Origin of the sequence: Vibrio sp. A2-1 (assembly GCF_021728355.1) — a bacterium.
Classification (GTDB): domain Bacteria; phylum Pseudomonadota; class Gammaproteobacteria; order Enterobacterales; family Vibrionaceae; genus Vibrio; species Vibrio splendidus_K.
On the sequence record NZ_JAKKCO010000003.1, the window covers coordinates 368,640 to 385,829 of the forward strand.

Here is a 17,190-nt window from a genome sequence, read left to right on the forward strand (position 1 = left end):
AGTCTAAGCAAATTTGAGACTAAGAACGCGTATGGCGACTCAACAAGGATAAAACATGAATATCGACGCATTAATCAATCACCCAGAATGGCTACTGCTGGTATTAGCGCCCTTGTTCGTGGTGTGCATGTTGGCTGAGTTTTTTATCGGCCAGAAGCAAGGTCGACTACCAGATAATTCCAGCTATAAACTTTCAGAAGTGATGTGTAACTTCACGCTTGCGGGAATGCATCAACTCTCCGATTTACTCACCGGGTTATTGGTCGTGCAGCTGTATCTTTGGATGTTCGGTTGGCACTTAATGGACATCGACATGGGCGTGCTGAGTTTTGTCGTATTGATGGTGTTACAAGACTTTTGCTATTACTGGTTCCATAGAGCAAGCCATCGTATTCGCTGGATGTGGGCCGCGCACGTCGCGCACCACAGTTCAGAACAGATGAACTTCAGTACGGCTTTCCGTCAGAGTTTGATGTACCCATTCGCAGGCATGTGGTTATTTTGGGTACCGCTAGTCATCATAGGCTTCGACCCTAAATGGGTCATCTTTGTGGTGCTTCTCAACCTTGGTTTGCAATTCTTTGTCCATACACAATGGATACGAAGCTTGGGACCACTTGAATACATCTTTAACACCCCATCACACCACCGTGTGCATCACGGCAAAAACCCGCAATACATCGATAAGAACTACGCCGGTGTTTTGATCATTTGGGATAAGTTGTTTGGTACGTTCGAACCGGAAGTTGAAACCGTACGTTACGGCGTCACCAAGCCAGTAAACAGTTTTAACCCGATAGTGGTCACCTTTCAAGAATGGAAGGCCATATTCAAAGATTTGAAGAACCGAGAGCTAACCATGAAACAAAAAGTGCGATTGATACTGTCGCCTCCTTCAGACTAATCAAAACGATCGGATTTAGTACACCTTATGAAAATCAATGAGGTTGAATGTGAGGTCGCTTACCCAGAAATCGCCGTTCAAGTCGGCACCCTGCACGTATCGCTTGTCGCCCATTTCTAAAGTCACAATGTATTTACCCGCGATGAGCCCTTCAACCATATAGAAGCCATCTCTTTCGATTTCACTCGAATACTCGGTGCCTTTTTGTATGTGCTTAAAGTGCAAATAGGCATTGTCTTCTAATGTGCCTTCAAGCGTACCATCGACACCAAATGACACCACCATTTCGATGTGAGCATGAGTTAACCCGACTTGCTTAGTGTTTACAAACACAGGGTTTTGAATCGGCGTGAGGTTAAGGTCGAGTGCCCCTTCATCAATATAGATAGGTAGATTATCTCGAGCCGGAACACTTGAGAATTCAAATCGGCCTTTTGCATCACTGACCGCTCGTTGGTCCAAGATTTGTAGGCTTACGCCTGGTATGGGTTGTTTGTGGTGATCGTAGACAACGCCCGTCAACTTAGAATGGTTGTATCGATTCCACTCAACAAACTCACCAATGCTTTCATCAAAGTAAGTTTTAGCACCGAATTCGGTCGTCATCTCGACACCGTATCGGTCTTCAGTTCCTTCTATCTTAAAGAGTAAATAAGGGTTCACTCGAGCTTCTAAAGAGGCGGAAAACGAAACTTCCTGTTTCTGATAGCGAGCCGATACGTTCGTCGTGAGCTCTTGAAAAACCTCTAGAGGATCTAGCAGGCACTCTTTACAGGCATTCCTTAGGGATAATTCTGTTCGTTCATGATGACCAGAGCCATCAACAGTTCCAGAAATATTCCACGACGTATCCGAAAAACCGCTTTTAGCCAAGCCAATCGTATGGAGGTAATCGTCTTGATGAGAAGCTTTGATGTATCGATAGTCACCAGCGTATGAGACAAACAGATTACGAGCCACTTTCGAGTTCAACTTAGGTTCAACGCTCAACTCATCTTCATCATCCCTTACCGTCAAAAAGGCCGTTAGATTGGCAAGCGACAGGTTGTATTTGAACACATCGTACTCCATCGACTCTAAGTCCAATTCATCGGTTTTATTAAGCTCTATCGATGCCGACTGATCACCATTGATCAAAATATCAAATTCCATTGGAAAGCGATTGAACTCAGGTAACCAACCGATATGACCCGCGAACCAATGCGCCGGTAAGTATCGTCCTTGAACACCAATCAAGTCTTTACCATTTTGCCTCATAAAGGCACTACCCACGGTGAAGTAATCGGCAAGCCCATATTCGAGCGACACAGCGCCAGCTCGGTCTGAACCTTCATTGCCCACCACTTGCACACCCCACTCGTTGCTTGGCAGAAATGCATCTTCTAAACCGGCGACGGTGATCTCTTCTTCCTGCCAGACACCTTTCGATAAGTAGTAGCGAAACTTGATGGTGTCACCTGGGGAAATGTTATCTTCTTCAACCACGAAGCGTCCAAACTCATCAGAGCGATAAGTGGTTTGATAAATGCCATTGACTAAAACATCGATGCTGATATTAGGTTGAGTAGTTCGTTCGAGTTGAAGGTTGCCGAACTCTGTCTGTCGCTTTCGGTTGGTGTAATAGAGCCCATCTTCGAGGGTTTGATTCACGGTAAATACGCTGCCATCTAATAACACATGGCCGACTTCCAAAAAGCCTTCACCGTCATGAGCTTCTACCGCAATGTTGTAATAAACGATGGGGTTATCTTCTCGTGAATCAATCGACAAGCGAGACAAAGAGTGTTCAGTGCTTAATATGGTGTCTGAGATTGCGTAAACATCACCGCCAGTTTCACTGTCGTGATAAACCGAAGTCGCTAAGCGAGTCGCCAAACCCACAGCGGCAACAGGTTCGAAAGCTGGCGTGCTTTCAGCTCGCTTGAGATCCTCGGCCTTCTTACGTGATTCATTTTTCATCTTAGAAATAGCGGCTTCCAGTTCAGTCAATGAACTGAATTCTGGAGTAACGGTGAGCCGATAATCATCAATATCCCAACGCACTTTTGCCGGGATACAAACTTGTAAGCTGTACCAGTGAATGTAAGTTTCTGAGTCGATGACTTGATATTTGATCGACTGGATATTGTTGTCATCGCGATAACAAATGGCTTGTTCGGTATCTAAAATGTACGGAGGAGATTCTCTTCCCACATCTTGAGGCAAATACAGTTCGCAATATCCGCTTTCATCACACTGACCATTCATTTCGAGCAGATAAAAAGCGGCATTGGATATCGAAATGAAGGGTTCTTCGTAGTCATCCATCATGACACGATAAAAGCTATCCCCCACTTTCCCGACTCGAACTTCAACATGGGCTGGATAGAGTTCACTCGCCTCACTTTCTGCTTTAGATTGCGAATACGCACCAAAAGGAAACAGTGAAGCGAACAACAAAAGTCGCCAAACCATGCAATTGAACACTGGCTTTTACAGAGTCAGCGACAATGAAACGAGCACTACAGAACACATTCGTACAGAGGCTGTTCGTTCTGAACCAGTGAGATCTTTGAGCCTTTTGGGAAAGGCTTGGTTAATTCAGCATTACGAAGTAGCACCACTTTTTCGTTATGTTCATCAACATTCAATTTCGCAGTAAATTGAAAGTTACCATCGTTGCGAATCTTGATGCTTTGGTTGTCACACGCAAACTTAACATCTTGCACCTGCTCACCTTTCTGAACATAAACGGGTACATAACTGTTGATGTGAAAGTTCAGTTGAAAGGCTGAACCATCACTGTTGGTTTTACTTGAAGATAACGCAATGTCTGATAGCTCTGCAGCTTTTGCTATTGGAGAAAACCACAAGTAAGCACGATATTCACCATCAGCCATGTCAGCAGGTAAAGCATTCATACGTAAGCGAACCGTGCGTCTTTGATTGGGTTTAAGTTCACGAATTATTGGTGGTGACACTTTAATCCAACTCGCGATATCTTCTGATTGCGCGATATTAGCGTCAGTTCGAACTAAGCCACTCGCCTTTACCGGGCGATAAATCGGTTTTATCTCCAAGCGAATCGGTTGATCTGAATTGTTTTCGACGACGATTTTTTCAGTCACCGAAGTGTCGGCATCCAGCACAAAACGAGTCGGTGCGATGAGTAACTGAGCATAGGCTTGTGTTGTGAAGATTAAGCCGAGAACACATGAGATAAACAACTTCATTTATAATTAACCTCAAAAGGGATTGTACTGGTGTAAAGGCCTGCTGGGTGGTTAGCGCCGATTTTCACTTTGGCACCAATACACAATAATTTGCTTCTTCCATTCCCTTTGATTTTGGCTCTACCACGCTTTGATAAGCCACAACCAAAATAGAACTTTCTAATACGCAGGCGTTTGGATTTACGAGAATGGTTTAGATATTGCTTGGAAGGGAGAGAAACCACGATTTTTTTACCAGGCTCACCTTCAACATAAAAACGAACCACATAAACCTGACTATTGGATGGGTTTGAATCCGCATTCTGGCCCGACCCAGAGATATACATACCCGGAAATTTCACTTCCATATTCTCAGGAATGATTTCAAGTGCATGAAAAGGGCTGGAGTAAATCATCAGACCAATATAAATCGCGTATTTGAATAGAACACTCATAGTAAAAGCGGCTGCTTTATAGCAGCCACAATATTACACTGGTTTCATTTAATTACTGGTAAGTAACATCTACCGCAACGTTAGCAGTATATGTACCAGCAACTAATGTCGCACTTGAAGTACGTGCAGTACCACCAATATTAAGAGCCGCAGTACCACCGGTAAGAGTAATAGCGTTATTAAAGTCAAATTCAGCTGCAATCGTATTTACGCCGTTAACCAAGTTAGTATCAGAAATACTTACTGTTACTGCATCACCAGATTCTCCAGAAAGAGTAAATGCCGCAGCTCCAGCATCACCTTGAGCGATAACAACGTCCGTTGTGTTGTCTGAAGTGATGATACCAAAGTCAAGATCACTTGTTTTTGTCATTGTAATTGCTTGTTTTACTTCTAGTGTTGCATCAAAAGTGTCACTCACAGCGAAAACGTTCGCTGAAGAGATAGAAAGTGCAGATACAGCAACAACCTTAAAGACTTTGTTCATTTTTTTAATCCTTTATATAAAATCGGCTTTATTATTAGGGTTACCTAACAGTCAATCAAAGTTAACAATTAAGTAACAACAATCCTATTTAGAAAATATATACATTGACACTTATTTATAAAGAAATGAGGCGCAGTGAGAATAAGATCACGCAAATTGATATAAATAACACTAACAATAATGATGGTATTGGTTCATTTTCACCAATTATATATAAAACTGGTTTTACACTTAACTCCTTTATTTTTGTACGTAATTATTTCTATAAAAAGACCTTAATTAAAGTAACCCCCTATAAAGAACAATAATAAAGGACAAGGATAAACCCTTATTATATTCAGGTTAACTACTATATAGCTCACCGTGTTGCAATGCAGTCTCAAAAATGAAACATACTGACAATTAAAATAAACTGTAATGAAAATGAAATATTAGAGCTTTCTTTTTATCCAATTCAAACACGGATTATAGAAAGTATTAAAAATGAGACAAACATAACACTCCAGTAAAATTAACTCCGACAATCATAAATACCGAAAAATTAATTAAATCTAAGAGGATTGTATTGCGAAAAACACCTTGATTGGACAGAGCCAAGACAGGCAAGTGAAGCAGTTTAAACATCTGTGCTACGGATTAGACATCTGCGCTGCGGTTTAGACACAAGCACAGCGGATTAGCTACAGGTACAGCCGATTAGCCACCAGTCAAAAAACAACGAGATGTTTCTAATCACACAGCTTTAGAGTAAAAGACAAACAAACTCATTCGCGGTAAACCTCAAACCCGACTCTTCGCCTTACAACAGCTAAGGTGAAAAGATAGGGAAAACAGAGGTACACAGGCAGAATTGTGACCATAGAAAAGCCACAATTGGATTCAAAACCTTCCCCACCGACTCGATTGAATAGTAAAGCACCGTTTTCCGGCAATTTATTTGTGATCTGGGTTGCACGCGTACCGCATACTATCAGATACTGAACAAAACTAACCTTCAGCCACAGTAAACGTTCCGCGCTTGCTGTTCAGGAAATTCAATGAGTTCAGATAATCAGCCGACCTACTTCTTTTTCGATTACGAAACGTGGGGCGTTAGCCCAGCAAAAGACCGTCCGAGTCAGTTTGCGGGTGTTCGTACCGATCAAGATTTCAATGTTATTGGAGAGCCTCTGGTTATCTATTGCCAACCTCCCGCTGATTATCTCCCTGCGCCTGAAGCTGCACTGATCACCCGTATCACACCACAAAAAGCGGCTTCACAAGGTCTTCCTGAACCAGAGTTTATCGCTAAGATCCATGCTGAGTTGGCGAAACCAAATACCACAAGCCTTGGCTACAACAGTATTCGATTCGATGACGAGGTAACGCGTTACACCTGCTACCGAAACTTCATCGACCCATATGCGTGGAGCTGGCAGAACGGCAACTCACGTTGGGATCTATTAGATGTAATGCGCGCTGTTCACGCACTGCGTCCTGAAGGCATTGTTTGGCCAGAGAACGAAGAAGGTTATCCAAGCTTCAAACTAGAACACCTATCTGTGGCAAACGGCATTGAACATGAGAACGCGCACGATGCGATGGCCGATGTTATTGCGACCATCGAGTTAGCGAAGAAGCTGAAAGCTGCACAACCTAAGATGTTCGATTACCTTTACAACATGCGTCATAAGCGTAAGCTGAATGACCTGGTTGATATTGTAAACATGACACCATTGATGCACGTTTCGGGCATGTTTGGCCGTGACTGCAACTACACAAGTTGGATTGTGCCTATGGCTTGGCACCCAACCAATCAAAATGCCGTTATCGTGGTTGATTTAGCCAAAGATCCAAGCCCACTGTTAGAACTGGACGCTGATGAACTCAGAGACAGACTCTACACCAAACGCAGTGAACTGGGTGAAGACGAGCTACCCGTACCAATTAAATTGGTTCAACTGAACAAGTGCCCTATTCTTGCTCCAGCCAAAACACTGACGGCTGAAAATGCCGAAACCATCGGTATCGATCGTCAACAATGCTTGAAGAACTTGGCACTGCTGCGCGAACACCCAGAGATCCGCGAAAAACTGATCGGCCTGTACTCACAAGAACGAGAGTACGAAAAGAGTGATGATGTTGATACACACCTTTACGACGGTTTCTTTTCACCTGCTGATAAAACAGCGATGAACATCATTCGCGAAACTGACCCAAATAACTTGGCAGCTTTAGACATCACCTTCGGTGATGAACGTATTAAATCGTTACTGTTCCGTTACCGTGCTCGTCATTTCCCATGGACGCTCGACGAAGCTGAGCAATTGAAATGGGCGAACCATTGTCGTGAGTTTTATGAGAGCCGTTTAGAAGAGTACATGCTCAACCTTGAAAACCTCGCGCATGAACATGAAAGCGACGAGAAGAAAATGGCTATCTTGAAGTCGGTTTATCAATACGTAGAAAAGTTAGCTAGCTAATTCCATTATCAAGAGACGTAACACTTTGAAAGAAAGATTGATCCAGCTGGTTTACTGCTTAATCTCCTTCACCTTAATCATAGGTGCACTTACAGCAGGTAACGCGTTACAGCACTTTTTGGATACCTCAATCCCAGGCAGTATTTTTGGCATGTTGATTCTGTTTGCCGCCATGGTGATTGGTATTGTTCCTTCGCACTGGGTACAACCCGGTGCAAGCTTGATTATCCGCCTAATGATCTTACTGTTTGTTCCGATCAGTGTTGGGTTGATGGATCACTTCGACATGCTCATCGCGAACGCATTGCCAATTATGGCGAGCGCCGTTGGTGGCACGTTGCTGGTGTTGGTGTCCTTATCATGGTTTTTAGACCGCTTGCTTTCGAGAGGTAACTGATCATGTGGATTCTACTCACCATCGTGGTATTCCTGTTTGCTCGCTGGGTAAGTCAAAAAGTAAACTCACCGCTGTGTAATCCCCTGCTGATCAGCATTGGTATCATCATTCCGATACTCACGTTCTTCAAAGTACCGTTTGAGACTTACTATGCAGACAACACCTGGATTACCTACATGCTGCAGCCTGCGGTTGTTGCCCTTGCTTATCCGCTTTACGAACAGCTACCTCAAATCAGAGCCAACTGGCGCATCATCACCTTTGCTTGCACGCTAGGTAGTGTGATGTCGATGACAACGACAGCATTAATCGCAGTGGCTTTTAAAGCGGACTTAACTTTGATTGCGAGTTTATTAGGTAAGTCAGTCACCACGCCAATTGCTATGGAAGTGTCGAGCCATTTAGGTGGTGAAGCAGCAATTGCGGCAATACTGGTATTGATTGTTGGTCTGTTTGGGGCAATTTTTGCTTACCCAATCTACAATCTCATTGGCATTAAGAGCCCTATCGCGCGTGGTTTAACCATGGGTACCGTGTCTCACGCTTTAGGTACTGCGACCTGTGCTGAAAAGAATCAGGAAGATGCTGCATTCAGTTCGTTGGCATTGGTTCTTTGTGGGGTTATCACCTCAATCATTGCACCGAGTATATTTTCGCTCGTGGTTTGGTTCTATTCTTAACCACTTTGATTACAGTTTATACGCGCTCTAATCGATGAGTTGGTAAATAGCTAAACTCACTGGTTCGCGACTTTTAAGCGTTACAGATATCAATAAGCCCAAGCATAACCTGATTATTTCAGTGATAGCTTGGGCTTTTTTCTCTCATTTATTCATCAATACGTGACAAACCGAACTCAATTTCAAGCAATAAGTGCGATATCAATGGTAGTTTTTACTCTTGCAATCGATTTCATCTGTGACCTCACTCTAATTATGCAAACCAATGTAACAACAACAACGCAGTAGTGATCAAAGTCACAGAAAATTCCTGAGCATTGCATAGAATTAAAGCCTAAGGTCAATTAAGGATTCAACATGAACAGTCGTATTACCCTGGCGCTGGAAAGTGCTCCAACAGCAATCAAAGCACTTTTGAGTGACATCGTATTAGCAGACAACTTTGACGCGACATTGTCTCCAGAACAATTTGCTAGCCTACTGCAAGCGAGTGGTTTAGCGGATGACGAGCTACGTATTGCGCTACTTCCTTTTGCCGCAGCCTATTCTTACGCTCCGCTATCTGACTTTTATGTTGGTGCAATCGTGCGTGGTTTGTCTGGCACTCTGTATTTTGGTGCAAACCTTGAAATTGCTGGTGCTCAACTTGGCCAAACAGTACACGCTGAGCAATCTGCAATCAGCCACGCTTGGATGAAAGGCGAGCAAGGTATCTCTGATATCACAATCAATTTCAGCCCTTGTGGTCACTGTCGTCAATTCATGAACGAACTGACCACAGCGAAAGAGCTTAAGGTTCAGCTTCCACAACGTGATGAAATGTCTCTGCAAGAATACCTGCCAGACTCATTCGGCCCTGCTGACTTAGGTGTGACGACTGGCCTAATGACCAAGCTTGATCATAAGCACACGACTGAAGAAACAACGCCTATTGTTGTAGAAGCGCTAGCAGCACTAAACCGCAGCCATGCTCCTTACACCAAAAACCTAAGTGGTGTTTCACTGCAATTGACGTCGGGTGAGGTTTTCACCGGTGCTTACGCTGAAAATGCAGCGTTCAACCCGAGCTTACCTCCTCTACAAGTGGCGTTGATTCAACTTAAACTGGCTGGCTTCGATTTTGAACAGATTGAAAGTGCAGCGTTGGTTGAAATTGCCGAAGGTAGCATCAGTCACCTAGCGGATACGCAATCTACATTAGAAGCGATTAATCCCGACATTCCAGTGACTTACTTAGCAATCTAAGTACATCTAATTAACAAAATTTTAAATAAGCAGCCCTATTTAACGAGGCTGCTTTTTTTATACCTGTAATTAACGCAACAACTTGCGCAAACGTTTGCTTTTATCATTGAAATAAGTATGATCACCCCGTTTTCAATCAATCGCTCAAAAGATCGGAAGGAATTTCTATGTTTGGTACTGCTACTCGTGAAAATGCTACTCGTGTACTTCTATTAGGTTCAGGTGAACTCGGCAAAGAAGTTGCTATCGAGTGCCAACGTTTAGGCTTGGAAGTTATTGCATGTGACCGTTACGCAGACGCACCCGCAATGCAAGTTGCACATCGTAGTCATGTATTAGACATGTTAGACGGCAATGCACTGCAAGCAGTCATTGAACTTGAAAAACCAGATTATGTGGTTCCTGAAATTGAAGCTATTGCCACTAGCAAGTTGGTAGAGCTGGAAGCGCAAGGCTTAAATGTCGTTCCCACTGCAAATGCGACGAAGCTAACGATGAACCGCGAAGGTATCCGTCGCCTAGCTGCAGAAGAGCTAAAGCTGAGCACTTCTCCTTACCGCTTTGCAGACACCTTTGAAGACTTCGCTGCCGCTGTTGAATTCGTGGGCATGCCTTGTGTTGTTAAGCCAGTAATGAGCTCTTCAGGTAAAGGCCAAAGCGTTATCAAAACAGAAGAAGACATTCAAAAGTCTTGGGACTACGCACAAGAAGGCGGTCGTACTGGCGCGGGTCGCGTAATCGTTGAAGGCTTCATCGACTTTGATTACGAAATTACGCTTCTAACCGTTCGCGCTGTTGATGGCGTTCATTTCTGTGCGCCTATCGGTCACCGCCAAGAAGATGGTGATTACCGTGAGTCATGGCAGCCACAAGTCATGTCAGACAATGCACTTAAAACCGCGCAATACACCGCTGAACAAGTGGTTAATGCACTAGGTGGTCACGGTATCTTCGGCGTCGAGCTGTTTGTTAAAGGCGACCACGTGATCTTCAACGAAGTGTCCCCTCGCCCACACGATACTGGCTTAGTGACTCTGATGTCTCAAGACTCATCGGAATTCGCACTGCACGTACGCGCCTTTACTGGTATGCCGATCAAATCAATCACGCAATACGGTCCATGTGCATCAGCGGTTATCCTTGGTCAAGGCACTTCAACCAATATTCGTTTTGAAGGTCTTACAGAAGCTCTAGACGCACCACAAACGCAAGTTCGCTTGTTTGGTAAGCCTGATATCGATGGTCGCCGTCGTCTAGGTGTGGCGCTTACTCGTCGTAACAGCACTGAGACAGCGATTGAAGATGCAATTGAGAGCGCGTCTAAAGTAAAAGTGATTTACTAGCTGTTAATTACCATTTTCTAGCTAATGACTACTAATTAGTAACGACTAACTCAGATCTGAACCATTACGTTCTCGCATCTGAACAATCACGACTTCAAATCTGAACAATAAAAAAGACGGGCTATCGAGCCCGTCTTTTTGTTGGTGTTATCTTTTTTATTGAAGCGGTTTTTTCGCTAGAGAGTTCACTGCGCTTAAGCGTCTGACTCAATCAAGTACACTTCTTCACTAAATCGAGACAAGCCTTTTTTGGCAATCTTCGGATGTTCATCGTCTGCAATATCTTGATTCAACAATGTGATTTTGTATCCCGCGAACAACTGATCAATCTCTAGTTTAGGTACGCTAAACGGAGGCCCTGCCATCTCGTTTTGGTCGTAATCCAGAGTTACTAGAAGGATCTTACCACCCGGTTTCAGTCGTTGTTTCAAACGCTCTACATACTGCACTCGCATCTCTTCAGGCAATGCGACTAAAGACGCGCGATCATAAATGGTATCGACAGGCTGGATTGGCGCTGAGAAGTAATCACCCGTGTAGATGTTCAGTTCATCAAATTGATACAGCTCGTGCTGACCACTGATTTGAGTCACAGTCGGGGTGTAAAGGTGCTCTGCAAAAAATGCGCGAACCGCTATCTGGCTTAACTCGACACCTTGAACATCTTCATGCTTTGAAGCTAGCCAAATCAGATCTTCACTTTTGCCACAAAGTGGAACAAACACACTCTTCTCGTAGCTAGGCTCAGTCTTTTCCCAAAATTTAATCAGAAGTGGGTTTACATCTTCGAGGTGGAAACCAATTTGGTTGGCTGCCCATTTATTGTGCCAAAATTCAGGATTATTCATCTTTCGTTCATGTTAAACAGTCATAATACAAGGGTACAGTATAGAGAGGTAAGAGCAACCTTAGCTTGGTTTAAAGTACCACATTGGTTTCGATAAAATCAGAAACTGGCTAAGTTCAAAGTTCTGATAATTGCGGAACTAACGGTTGGATTATTTGTCTATATCTTCACATTTTAAAGCAATATTAAACGTTAGAGTTGGTTTCTGTCTTAGCTAGCCCCATTTAATATGTAGTGAGTTTAGTTAAGCTGTTTTTACTCTTATGCGTTACTGGTTACCCCTTTTGACTACCCGTTTTTGTAACCTTGTATTTTGGAGTTTGAATGAGTGTATTTCTCCGTACGACGGCCCTAATGCTATTGGTATTGAGCCGAGCGCCTGCATTCGCAGCAGCACCTGTTTCAACAAGTTCGACTGATCAAACGCGCACCCCTGCGCAAAACCAAGTTTCATCAAACGTATTCCGTCATAGTTTGAGCGGCCTTTACGGCATCAAAGCCTTCGACTCACGCCCGACTCAGCCTTACACCGACTTCGATATTCTGTACAGCAAAGCGCATCAAGGCCAAGCTGAACTAGAAACTATCTGTAAAAGTACTGCCCTACTCACCAATTCTGAAGCGTTATTTGCTGGCGTTAAATCTCAAGCTCGTGCAGAAGAAAAAATCGCCCTTGAGCTTGATGGTGATGTGACAAAAATTACGGACTTAGCCCGTGCAACTATCATCGCGAACGATGTAGAGAGCTTGGTTGAAGTTTACGAAGCGCTAAGCCGTGAAGCAGACGTTGTTAAGCTGAAAAACAAGTTTAAATCACCAGCCGACTCTGGTTACCGTGACCTTAACTTGTTGGTTCGTTTGCCAAAGACCAACATCATTGCAGAGGTTCAACTTCACTTAAAAGCGATTGCTGATGTGAAAAGTGGCCCTGAGCACGAGCTTTACGAAATCATCCAAGGCATTGAGCGTCACGCAATTGCAGAACAACGCCCTATCAATGACATTGAAGCGGCACAAATTAATAGCTTAAGACGCCAATCTTTAGAGCTTTATCAACAAGCATGGCAACCATACATTACCACGCACATCAAAGCGGCTTAACCACTGGCATAAACGCTTATCACAAACAACAACGACAAAGGGCCGCATAATCGCAGCCCTTTGTTTTATTTACTTTTTCACCTATCGCTATCTACTGTTTTACCTATCGAATCTCATAAAACCTACTTAACCAACTTCCCAGAAAGCCTCACCTATTGGTGATAATACTCTTTAGTGCGATTGTATAAATCCAATGGCTTCAACGTGCTATAAAACGCCGCCGCATCTTGTAAGTCTTCATCCGAAAGGTGTTTCACCACCGACTGCATGTACAAATCTTGGCGCTCATCGCTTTTAAAATTGCGCAGCTGCTTAAGAATATACCCTGCTTTCTGACCTTTGATGTTTGGATAAGATTGTACGAAGGGAATGATCTTGTCACCATGACACTGACTACATAGATTCTGAACCAACTTTTCACCTGCAACTAAGCTCGGAATGTAATCCTCAGTGATTACCTTGCTATCGACAAGAGTTTCAACCTCAGTTTTAGCTTCCGCTTTAAGCTTCGGCGCTGGTTCTGACTCCATGCCCAATGATTCGACTCGCGAGGCAACTTTATCTTCAGTGCTCGGCTGTTCGTCAGTACACGCCGACAACGACAAAACTACTGCTGCAGCAGCTATCGCAATAGCTCTATTAACAACAGCTCTATTAACTACAGCTCTAATAACAACAGCTCCATTCGCAACAATTCCATTTACAAGAGAGGTCCGCTTTAATCGATTGAAGATCATTGGCTGTCTCCCGGCATAGGTGGCATCAAGGCGCTATCAATAGGCTTACGACGATACTTGTTCATATCGATGCCTTTGTCTTGATAGTAAGTACTGAGGTAATCCAATACCGGATCCCAAGTATCAGATAGATCCCACAGCCCTTGAGTGTCCACCATCCACTGAATGGTTTCACGCCATTGCTCTCGGTTACCGCTATTCTGAGCAACGATTAAGCTGGTATGGCAGGCGTTACATTGCCCTTTCACTGTCTCCCAACCGGGTGCCATAATTAGACCCGACGTTTTGTCTACGCCGTAATACTCTTTCGGATTCTCCGGAATGTCTTCAGCATGAACAAGCATCGACGTTAACAAGCTGCACACCAATGCCGCTCTCATTATGCCTTTACGGTAACCGAGCTTGCTGACAGGAGTTGAGTCTGCATGAAATGAGAGGCCATCAATCAAATTGACTTGTTTCGAACGGCCATAATTAGGCTTATTGGAAATAGACGGCATCACGACACTCTTACAGCAATACGGTGACAACCATTGAACAGATAACCTTTAGGGTTCCATTGCGGTTGTACGACTGGCTGGCTATCGCCTTCACTGTCGGTTGCCTTTGCCCAAATCTCGTAATAACCGGTCGTAGGAAGGTCTAAATCGGCTTCCCACTGTTGCCACGCGCCCTTATTTACTGGCTTGTTCAGCTTCGCATCATGCCAAGTAGTACCGTAATCGAAACTCACTTGCAGCTTCTCAACGGTTCTCAAGCCAGCCCAAGCATGACCACTGACTTTGACCTTCTTACCTAACGTAAACTCAGTGCCACTCTTTGGCGAAGTAATTAACGATTTAACGATCATCTCTTCAATGATTCGGAAATCTTTGTTATCCACTTTCTCACCCGGAGCGATTGGGTTCTTAGGCACTTGATAAGCAGGAGCCGCCATCTTGTGCCCATCATGGATCTTATTTCGAATACTGATGCCAGTCGTGCATTTCTGAGAAACAGAAGCCGGTCGGCCGCCAAATACCGTTCGTAGCGGGTAACCATGAAGATAAGGGATCGGCTCGCCATTCATTTCCCATGCGATTAACGCGTTATCGTTCATCGCAGCTGCAATGGGAACGCCACGTGAAATCGCCTCACCTTTACCACTCAAGTGTTTATCAAAGCCATGGTTACCGACGTAAACCGCATCATCTTTAATTCCACAGTCTTTAAGCACATCACTCAGCAACACACCTGTCCACTGTGAACAATAAACGCCAGCATTGCTCCATTGATTGCCTTTAGTGCTTGGATAGAAGTTATTACGGCTGTTACCACCACACTCCAACACAAGGCTTTGTGTGTGATGTTTAAACTTAGATTTCAACTCTGCGATCGTATAGGTTTTGCTTTGCTTTACCGATTCACCTTTCACCTCGAAGGTCCAAGTATCTGGGTCCATCTCCGTAAAATCTGGCATCAAGCCATTCCAACGAACAAAAGGAACATCTGCAGGAGTCACAGCAGGCGCAAGCATACTTTCTGGCGGATACGCATTCAAAGGGTTGGTATTTAAAACGGTGTAGTAATCCGGTAGATCTTCTGCTTTTGCCCACGTTAATGCATTGATGTCCAGTGCAGCTAAACCTTCAGGTCGATTCGCGGCAAATACCCACGACACCGGCAATGCAGATACTGCGGTTGCTGAAAGCGCGGCTTTAAGGAACTGTCTTCTATCTAAACTCATTGCGGTGACCCTGTGTTATTTAGTTGGTAAAAGTAATTGGCTAGCTTCTTGATGTCTTCTTCTGACAATAGCTGTGCGACTTTGGACATCGTTTTGTCCTCACGCTTACCACTTTTAAAGTCAGTCAGTTGCTCAGTAAGGTAGACTTGGTTTTGCCACTTAAGGTTAGGGATAGAGGGAAACGAGGTGTCGTTGTTACTGCCATGACAAGCAATGCACATATTGGCGAGTTGCTGGTACTCCGCTGCCGAAGCGACAGTCGATAAAAAGAGTAACATCAAAGCTAAAGCGGACTTACGCAAAGCTTCTCCTTAGATTTAGATCAACAAAATAGATTAACTGGCTGTTTATTGAGCGCATTACAGCAAATCATTCGGGTGATTTAAATTCAATTAGATTTAACCTCTGTTCAATTTCACTGAACGGATTTGAAAAACAAATAAGGTGCGTTGAATACATACTGCCTAGCTGTCCATTTTAAATGTACGGGTAATAAATGAAGACGGGCGTCGATGTATGGAGACAAGATAAGGTGCTGGGAACAAAGTTGTATGACTAAGCTGAAATGGCAGGTATTGATCGACTGTGGAGAATAACTAGACATAAGAGCTCTGCTTGACGGGCGTAAACAGAGCTCATGCGATGGTAATTGGTAAACTATAGATATAGATATAGATATACAGACTTACTGAAACCGCTTAGCAAACAAATAGCGCTTCTAGTAAAAACACCCCCTACTTCGATACTGCTCCGCCAAGGGTTTTGCTTAATCGAAAGTTAATGATCTTGTGAGATATTGCGTTATCGCCGTAATGCAGTTCCGACATATCGACAATGTCGTTATAGAGCACAATAACCTTGCCTTCTTGCTCGATAACAAGAACCTTTTGACCAAAAGCATCTAAACCAATGCTAGGAAAATCAGTCATCGCGGTCGCGCCAGGAGCTGGCCCTCCAAACACCAACAAAGTTGCTTTAGGAATCGATTGTCCAATCGATTCGGCCCGAGCCTTGTAGTCCCAATTCATAAACCAAACCGTGTCATCTTGTTCAAGAACATCTCGCTTAATGTTCTTTAACGTCGTCTCAAAGTCATAATCAGATTCAAGCGCTTCAATGCCATACCCTTGCTCTAAGGTGGCACTATTAACTGCAGAAGCATTATCTAGCCCAAGAACAAGCTGTTCAACCTGTAGTTGGTATTGTGTAAGCGTGGCGTCATCTGTGATCCCATGTCTTTTTCGAATAAACTCCGCGTCTGTGTAGACCGTTTTTTGAATCCCGCCTTCCATGTAGTTTAAAACTCGAAAAGGCAGATCGAGTCCTACTTCCGGGTTGCGTTTTAATAATGCGGTATTAAGAGCGTCATTGGTGTAGAAATCCACACGACTTGGAGCCAAATACTCTCCTGCTTGTTCCGCTAAACGAGAATGGTCGATAGTCAGCACATGATCCAAATTTTGCCCTTGGGCATTAGCTTCGACGGTCAAAGCATTCTGATCGACGGCTTGTAGCTCAGAGACATAAGCAATGGGATCAACTGTTGACTCACATCCCATCAAAGGTAACGCCAGCAACATCATTAAAGAACGATTTTTCATTGATAACCTCTTAA

General features: G+C 43.9%; 17 protein-coding genes. 7 read left to right on the forward strand and 10 right to left on the reverse strand.

Annotated features, from left to right (window positions below; all coding sequences use genetic code 11):
- The first annotated feature begins 55 nt into the window (after nucleotides 1-55).
- Nucleotides 56-904, forward strand: a complete 849-nt coding sequence (locus tag L3V33_RS12995; protein WP_237290562.1) for a sterol desaturase family protein — start codon at nucleotides 56-58, stop codon at nucleotides 902-904.
- A 15-nt stretch (nucleotides 905-919) separates the two neighbouring features.
- Here the strand turns inward: L3V33_RS12995 and L3V33_RS13000 are convergent, their stop codons facing one another.
- Genes L3V33_RS13000 through L3V33_RS13015 form a run of 4 tightly spaced genes read right to left on the reverse strand, consistent with a single transcriptional unit; the run spans nucleotide 920 to nucleotide 5,037 of the window.
- Nucleotides 920-3,358 carry a carboxypeptidase-like regulatory domain-containing protein gene (locus tag L3V33_RS13000; RefSeq protein ID WP_237290563.1) on the reverse strand — a complete coding sequence of 813 codons (2,439 nt, stop codon included), beginning with the start codon at nucleotides 3,356-3,358 and terminating at the stop codon, nucleotides 920-922.
- 47 nt (nucleotides 3,359-3,405) lie between these two features.
- Nucleotides 3,406-4,116: a DUF4832 domain-containing protein gene (locus L3V33_RS13005; protein ID WP_237290564.1), complete on the reverse strand. Its 711-nt coding sequence runs from the start codon at nucleotides 4,114-4,116 to the stop codon at nucleotides 3,406-3,408.
- Nucleotides 4,113-4,550, reverse strand: coding sequence for a DUF4402 domain-containing protein (locus tag L3V33_RS13010; protein WP_004734872.1), 438 nt, complete (start codon nucleotides 4,548-4,550; stop codon nucleotides 4,113-4,115). The genes L3V33_RS13005 and L3V33_RS13010 overlap by 4 nt, the downstream gene beginning before the upstream one ends.
- A gap of 52 nt (nucleotides 4,551-4,602) precedes the next feature.
- On the reverse strand, nucleotides 4,603-5,037 hold the full coding sequence (locus tag L3V33_RS13015; RefSeq protein WP_004734871.1) for a DUF4402 domain-containing protein: 435 nt from the start codon (nucleotides 5,035-5,037) through the stop codon (nucleotides 4,603-4,605).
- A gap of 1,037 nt (nucleotides 5,038-6,074) precedes the next feature.
- On the opposite strand from L3V33_RS13015, the gene sbcB reads away from it, so the two are divergent.
- The 5 genes from sbcB to purT all read left to right on the forward strand — a co-directional run bounded on the left by sbcB (nucleotide 6,075) and on the right by purT (nucleotide 11,164).
- Nucleotides 6,075-7,499: an exodeoxyribonuclease I gene (gene sbcB / locus L3V33_RS13020; RefSeq protein ID WP_237290565.1), complete on the forward strand. Its 1,425-nt coding sequence runs from the start codon at nucleotides 6,075-6,077 to the stop codon at nucleotides 7,497-7,499.
- 25 nt (nucleotides 7,500-7,524) lie between these two features.
- Entirely contained in the window at nucleotides 7,525-7,896 is a 372-nt protein-coding gene (locus tag L3V33_RS13025) for a CidA/LrgA family protein (RefSeq protein ID WP_004734867.1), read from the forward strand.
- 2 nt (nucleotides 7,897-7,898) lie between these two features.
- A complete protein-coding gene (locus tag L3V33_RS13030; protein WP_004734865.1) occupies nucleotides 7,899-8,576 on the forward strand; it encodes an LrgB family protein in 678 nt (225 codons plus the stop codon).
- Between the two features lie 357 nt (nucleotides 8,577-8,933).
- Nucleotides 8,934-9,821 (forward strand): cytidine deaminase, encoded by an 888-nt coding sequence (gene cdd, locus L3V33_RS13035; protein ID WP_017086319.1) that lies wholly within the window; start codon nucleotides 8,934-8,936, stop codon nucleotides 9,819-9,821.
- A gap of 167 nt (nucleotides 9,822-9,988) precedes the next feature.
- Nucleotides 9,989-11,164, forward strand: a complete 1,176-nt coding sequence (gene purT, locus L3V33_RS13040; RefSeq protein WP_237290566.1) for a formate-dependent phosphoribosylglycinamide formyltransferase — start codon at nucleotides 9,989-9,991, stop codon at nucleotides 11,162-11,164.
- 194 nt (nucleotides 11,165-11,358) lie between these two features.
- Here purT and L3V33_RS13045 read toward each other — a convergent pair whose 3' ends face one another.
- Nucleotides 11,359-12,012, reverse strand: coding sequence for a thiopurine S-methyltransferase (locus L3V33_RS13045; RefSeq protein ID WP_114633382.1), 654 nt, complete (start codon nucleotides 12,010-12,012; stop codon nucleotides 11,359-11,361).
- A gap of 323 nt (nucleotides 12,013-12,335) precedes the next feature.
- Between L3V33_RS13045 and L3V33_RS13050 the strand changes: the two genes are divergently transcribed.
- Complete coding sequence (locus L3V33_RS13050; protein ID WP_017077978.1) at nucleotides 12,336-13,112, forward strand: RelA/SpoT domain-containing protein; 777 nt, start codon at nucleotides 12,336-12,338, stop codon at nucleotides 13,110-13,112.
- Nucleotides 13,113-13,264: 152 nt separating this feature from the next.
- Here the strand turns inward: L3V33_RS13050 and L3V33_RS13055 are convergent, their stop codons facing one another.
- From L3V33_RS13055 to L3V33_RS13075, 5 genes are all read right to left on the reverse strand, one after another.
- Entirely contained in the window at nucleotides 13,265-13,849 is a 585-nt protein-coding gene (locus L3V33_RS13055) for a c-type cytochrome (protein WP_237290567.1), read from the reverse strand.
- Complete coding sequence (locus tag L3V33_RS13060) at nucleotides 13,846-14,349, reverse strand: cytochrome C (RefSeq protein ID WP_237290568.1); 504 nt, start codon at nucleotides 14,347-14,349, stop codon at nucleotides 13,846-13,848. The genes L3V33_RS13055 and L3V33_RS13060 overlap by 4 nt, the downstream gene beginning before the upstream one ends.
- Nucleotides 14,349-15,575: a molybdopterin-dependent oxidoreductase gene (locus L3V33_RS13065; RefSeq protein WP_237290569.1), complete on the reverse strand. Its 1,227-nt coding sequence runs from the start codon at nucleotides 15,573-15,575 to the stop codon at nucleotides 14,349-14,351. Before L3V33_RS13065 ends, L3V33_RS13060 begins: the two co-directional genes overlap by 1 nt.
- Entirely contained in the window at nucleotides 15,572-15,877 is a 306-nt protein-coding gene (locus L3V33_RS13070; protein WP_004734857.1) for a c-type cytochrome, read from the reverse strand. Before L3V33_RS13070 ends, L3V33_RS13065 begins: the two co-directional genes overlap by 4 nt.
- A 432-nt stretch (nucleotides 15,878-16,309) precedes the next feature.
- Nucleotides 16,310-17,176, reverse strand: a complete 867-nt coding sequence (locus tag L3V33_RS13075; protein WP_054546472.1) for a DUF302 domain-containing protein — start codon at nucleotides 17,174-17,176, stop codon at nucleotides 16,310-16,312.
- Nucleotides 17,177-17,190 lie beyond the last annotated feature (14 nt).

Excerpts from the sequence above, each read along its gene's own strand:
- L3V33_RS13065 (WP_237290569.1), bottom strand. The coding sequence starts at position 15,575 with ATGAGTTTAGATAGAAGACAGTTCCTTAAAGCCGCGCTTTCAGCAACC.
- L3V33_RS13055 (WP_237290567.1), bottom strand. The coding sequence starts at position 13,849 with ATGATCTTCAATCGATTAAAGCGGACCTCTCTTGTAAATGGAATTGTT.
- L3V33_RS13030 (WP_004734865.1), top strand. The coding sequence starts at position 7,899 with ATGTGGATTCTACTCACCATCGTGGTATTCCTGTTTGCTCGCTGGGTA.
- cdd (WP_017086319.1), top strand. The coding sequence starts at position 8,934 with ATGAACAGTCGTATTACCCTGGCGCTGGAAAGTGCTCCAACAGCAATC.
- purT (WP_237290566.1), top strand. The coding sequence starts at position 9,989 with ATGTTTGGTACTGCTACTCGTGAAAATGCTACTCGTGTACTTCTATTA.
- L3V33_RS13015 (WP_004734871.1), bottom strand. The coding sequence starts at position 5,037 with ATGAACAAAGTCTTTAAGGTTGTTGCTGTATCTGCACTTTCTATCTCT.
- L3V33_RS13010 (WP_004734872.1), bottom strand. The coding sequence starts at position 4,550 with ATGAGTGTTCTATTCAAATACGCGATTTATATTGGTCTGATGATTTAC.
- L3V33_RS12995 (WP_237290562.1), top strand. The coding sequence starts at position 56 with ATGAATATCGACGCATTAATCAATCACCCAGAATGGCTACTGCTGGTA.
- L3V33_RS13045 (WP_114633382.1), bottom strand. The coding sequence starts at position 12,012 with ATGAATAATCCTGAATTTTGGCACAATAAATGGGCAGCCAACCAAATT.
- L3V33_RS13005 (WP_237290564.1), bottom strand. The coding sequence starts at position 4,116 with ATGAAGTTGTTTATCTCATGTGTTCTCGGCTTAATCTTCACAACACAA.
- L3V33_RS13050 (WP_017077978.1), top strand. The coding sequence starts at position 12,336 with ATGAGTGTATTTCTCCGTACGACGGCCCTAATGCTATTGGTATTGAGC.
- sbcB (WP_237290565.1), top strand. The coding sequence starts at position 6,075 with ATGAGTTCAGATAATCAGCCGACCTACTTCTTTTTCGATTACGAAACG.
- L3V33_RS13060 (WP_237290568.1), bottom strand. The coding sequence starts at position 14,349 with ATGCCGTCTATTTCCAATAAGCCTAATTATGGCCGTTCGAAACAAGTC.
- L3V33_RS13075 (WP_054546472.1), bottom strand. The coding sequence starts at position 17,176 with ATGAAAAATCGTTCTTTAATGATGTTGCTGGCGTTACCTTTGATGGGA.
- L3V33_RS13000 (WP_237290563.1), bottom strand. The coding sequence starts at position 3,358 with ATGGTTTGGCGACTTTTGTTGTTCGCTTCACTGTTTCCTTTTGGTGCG.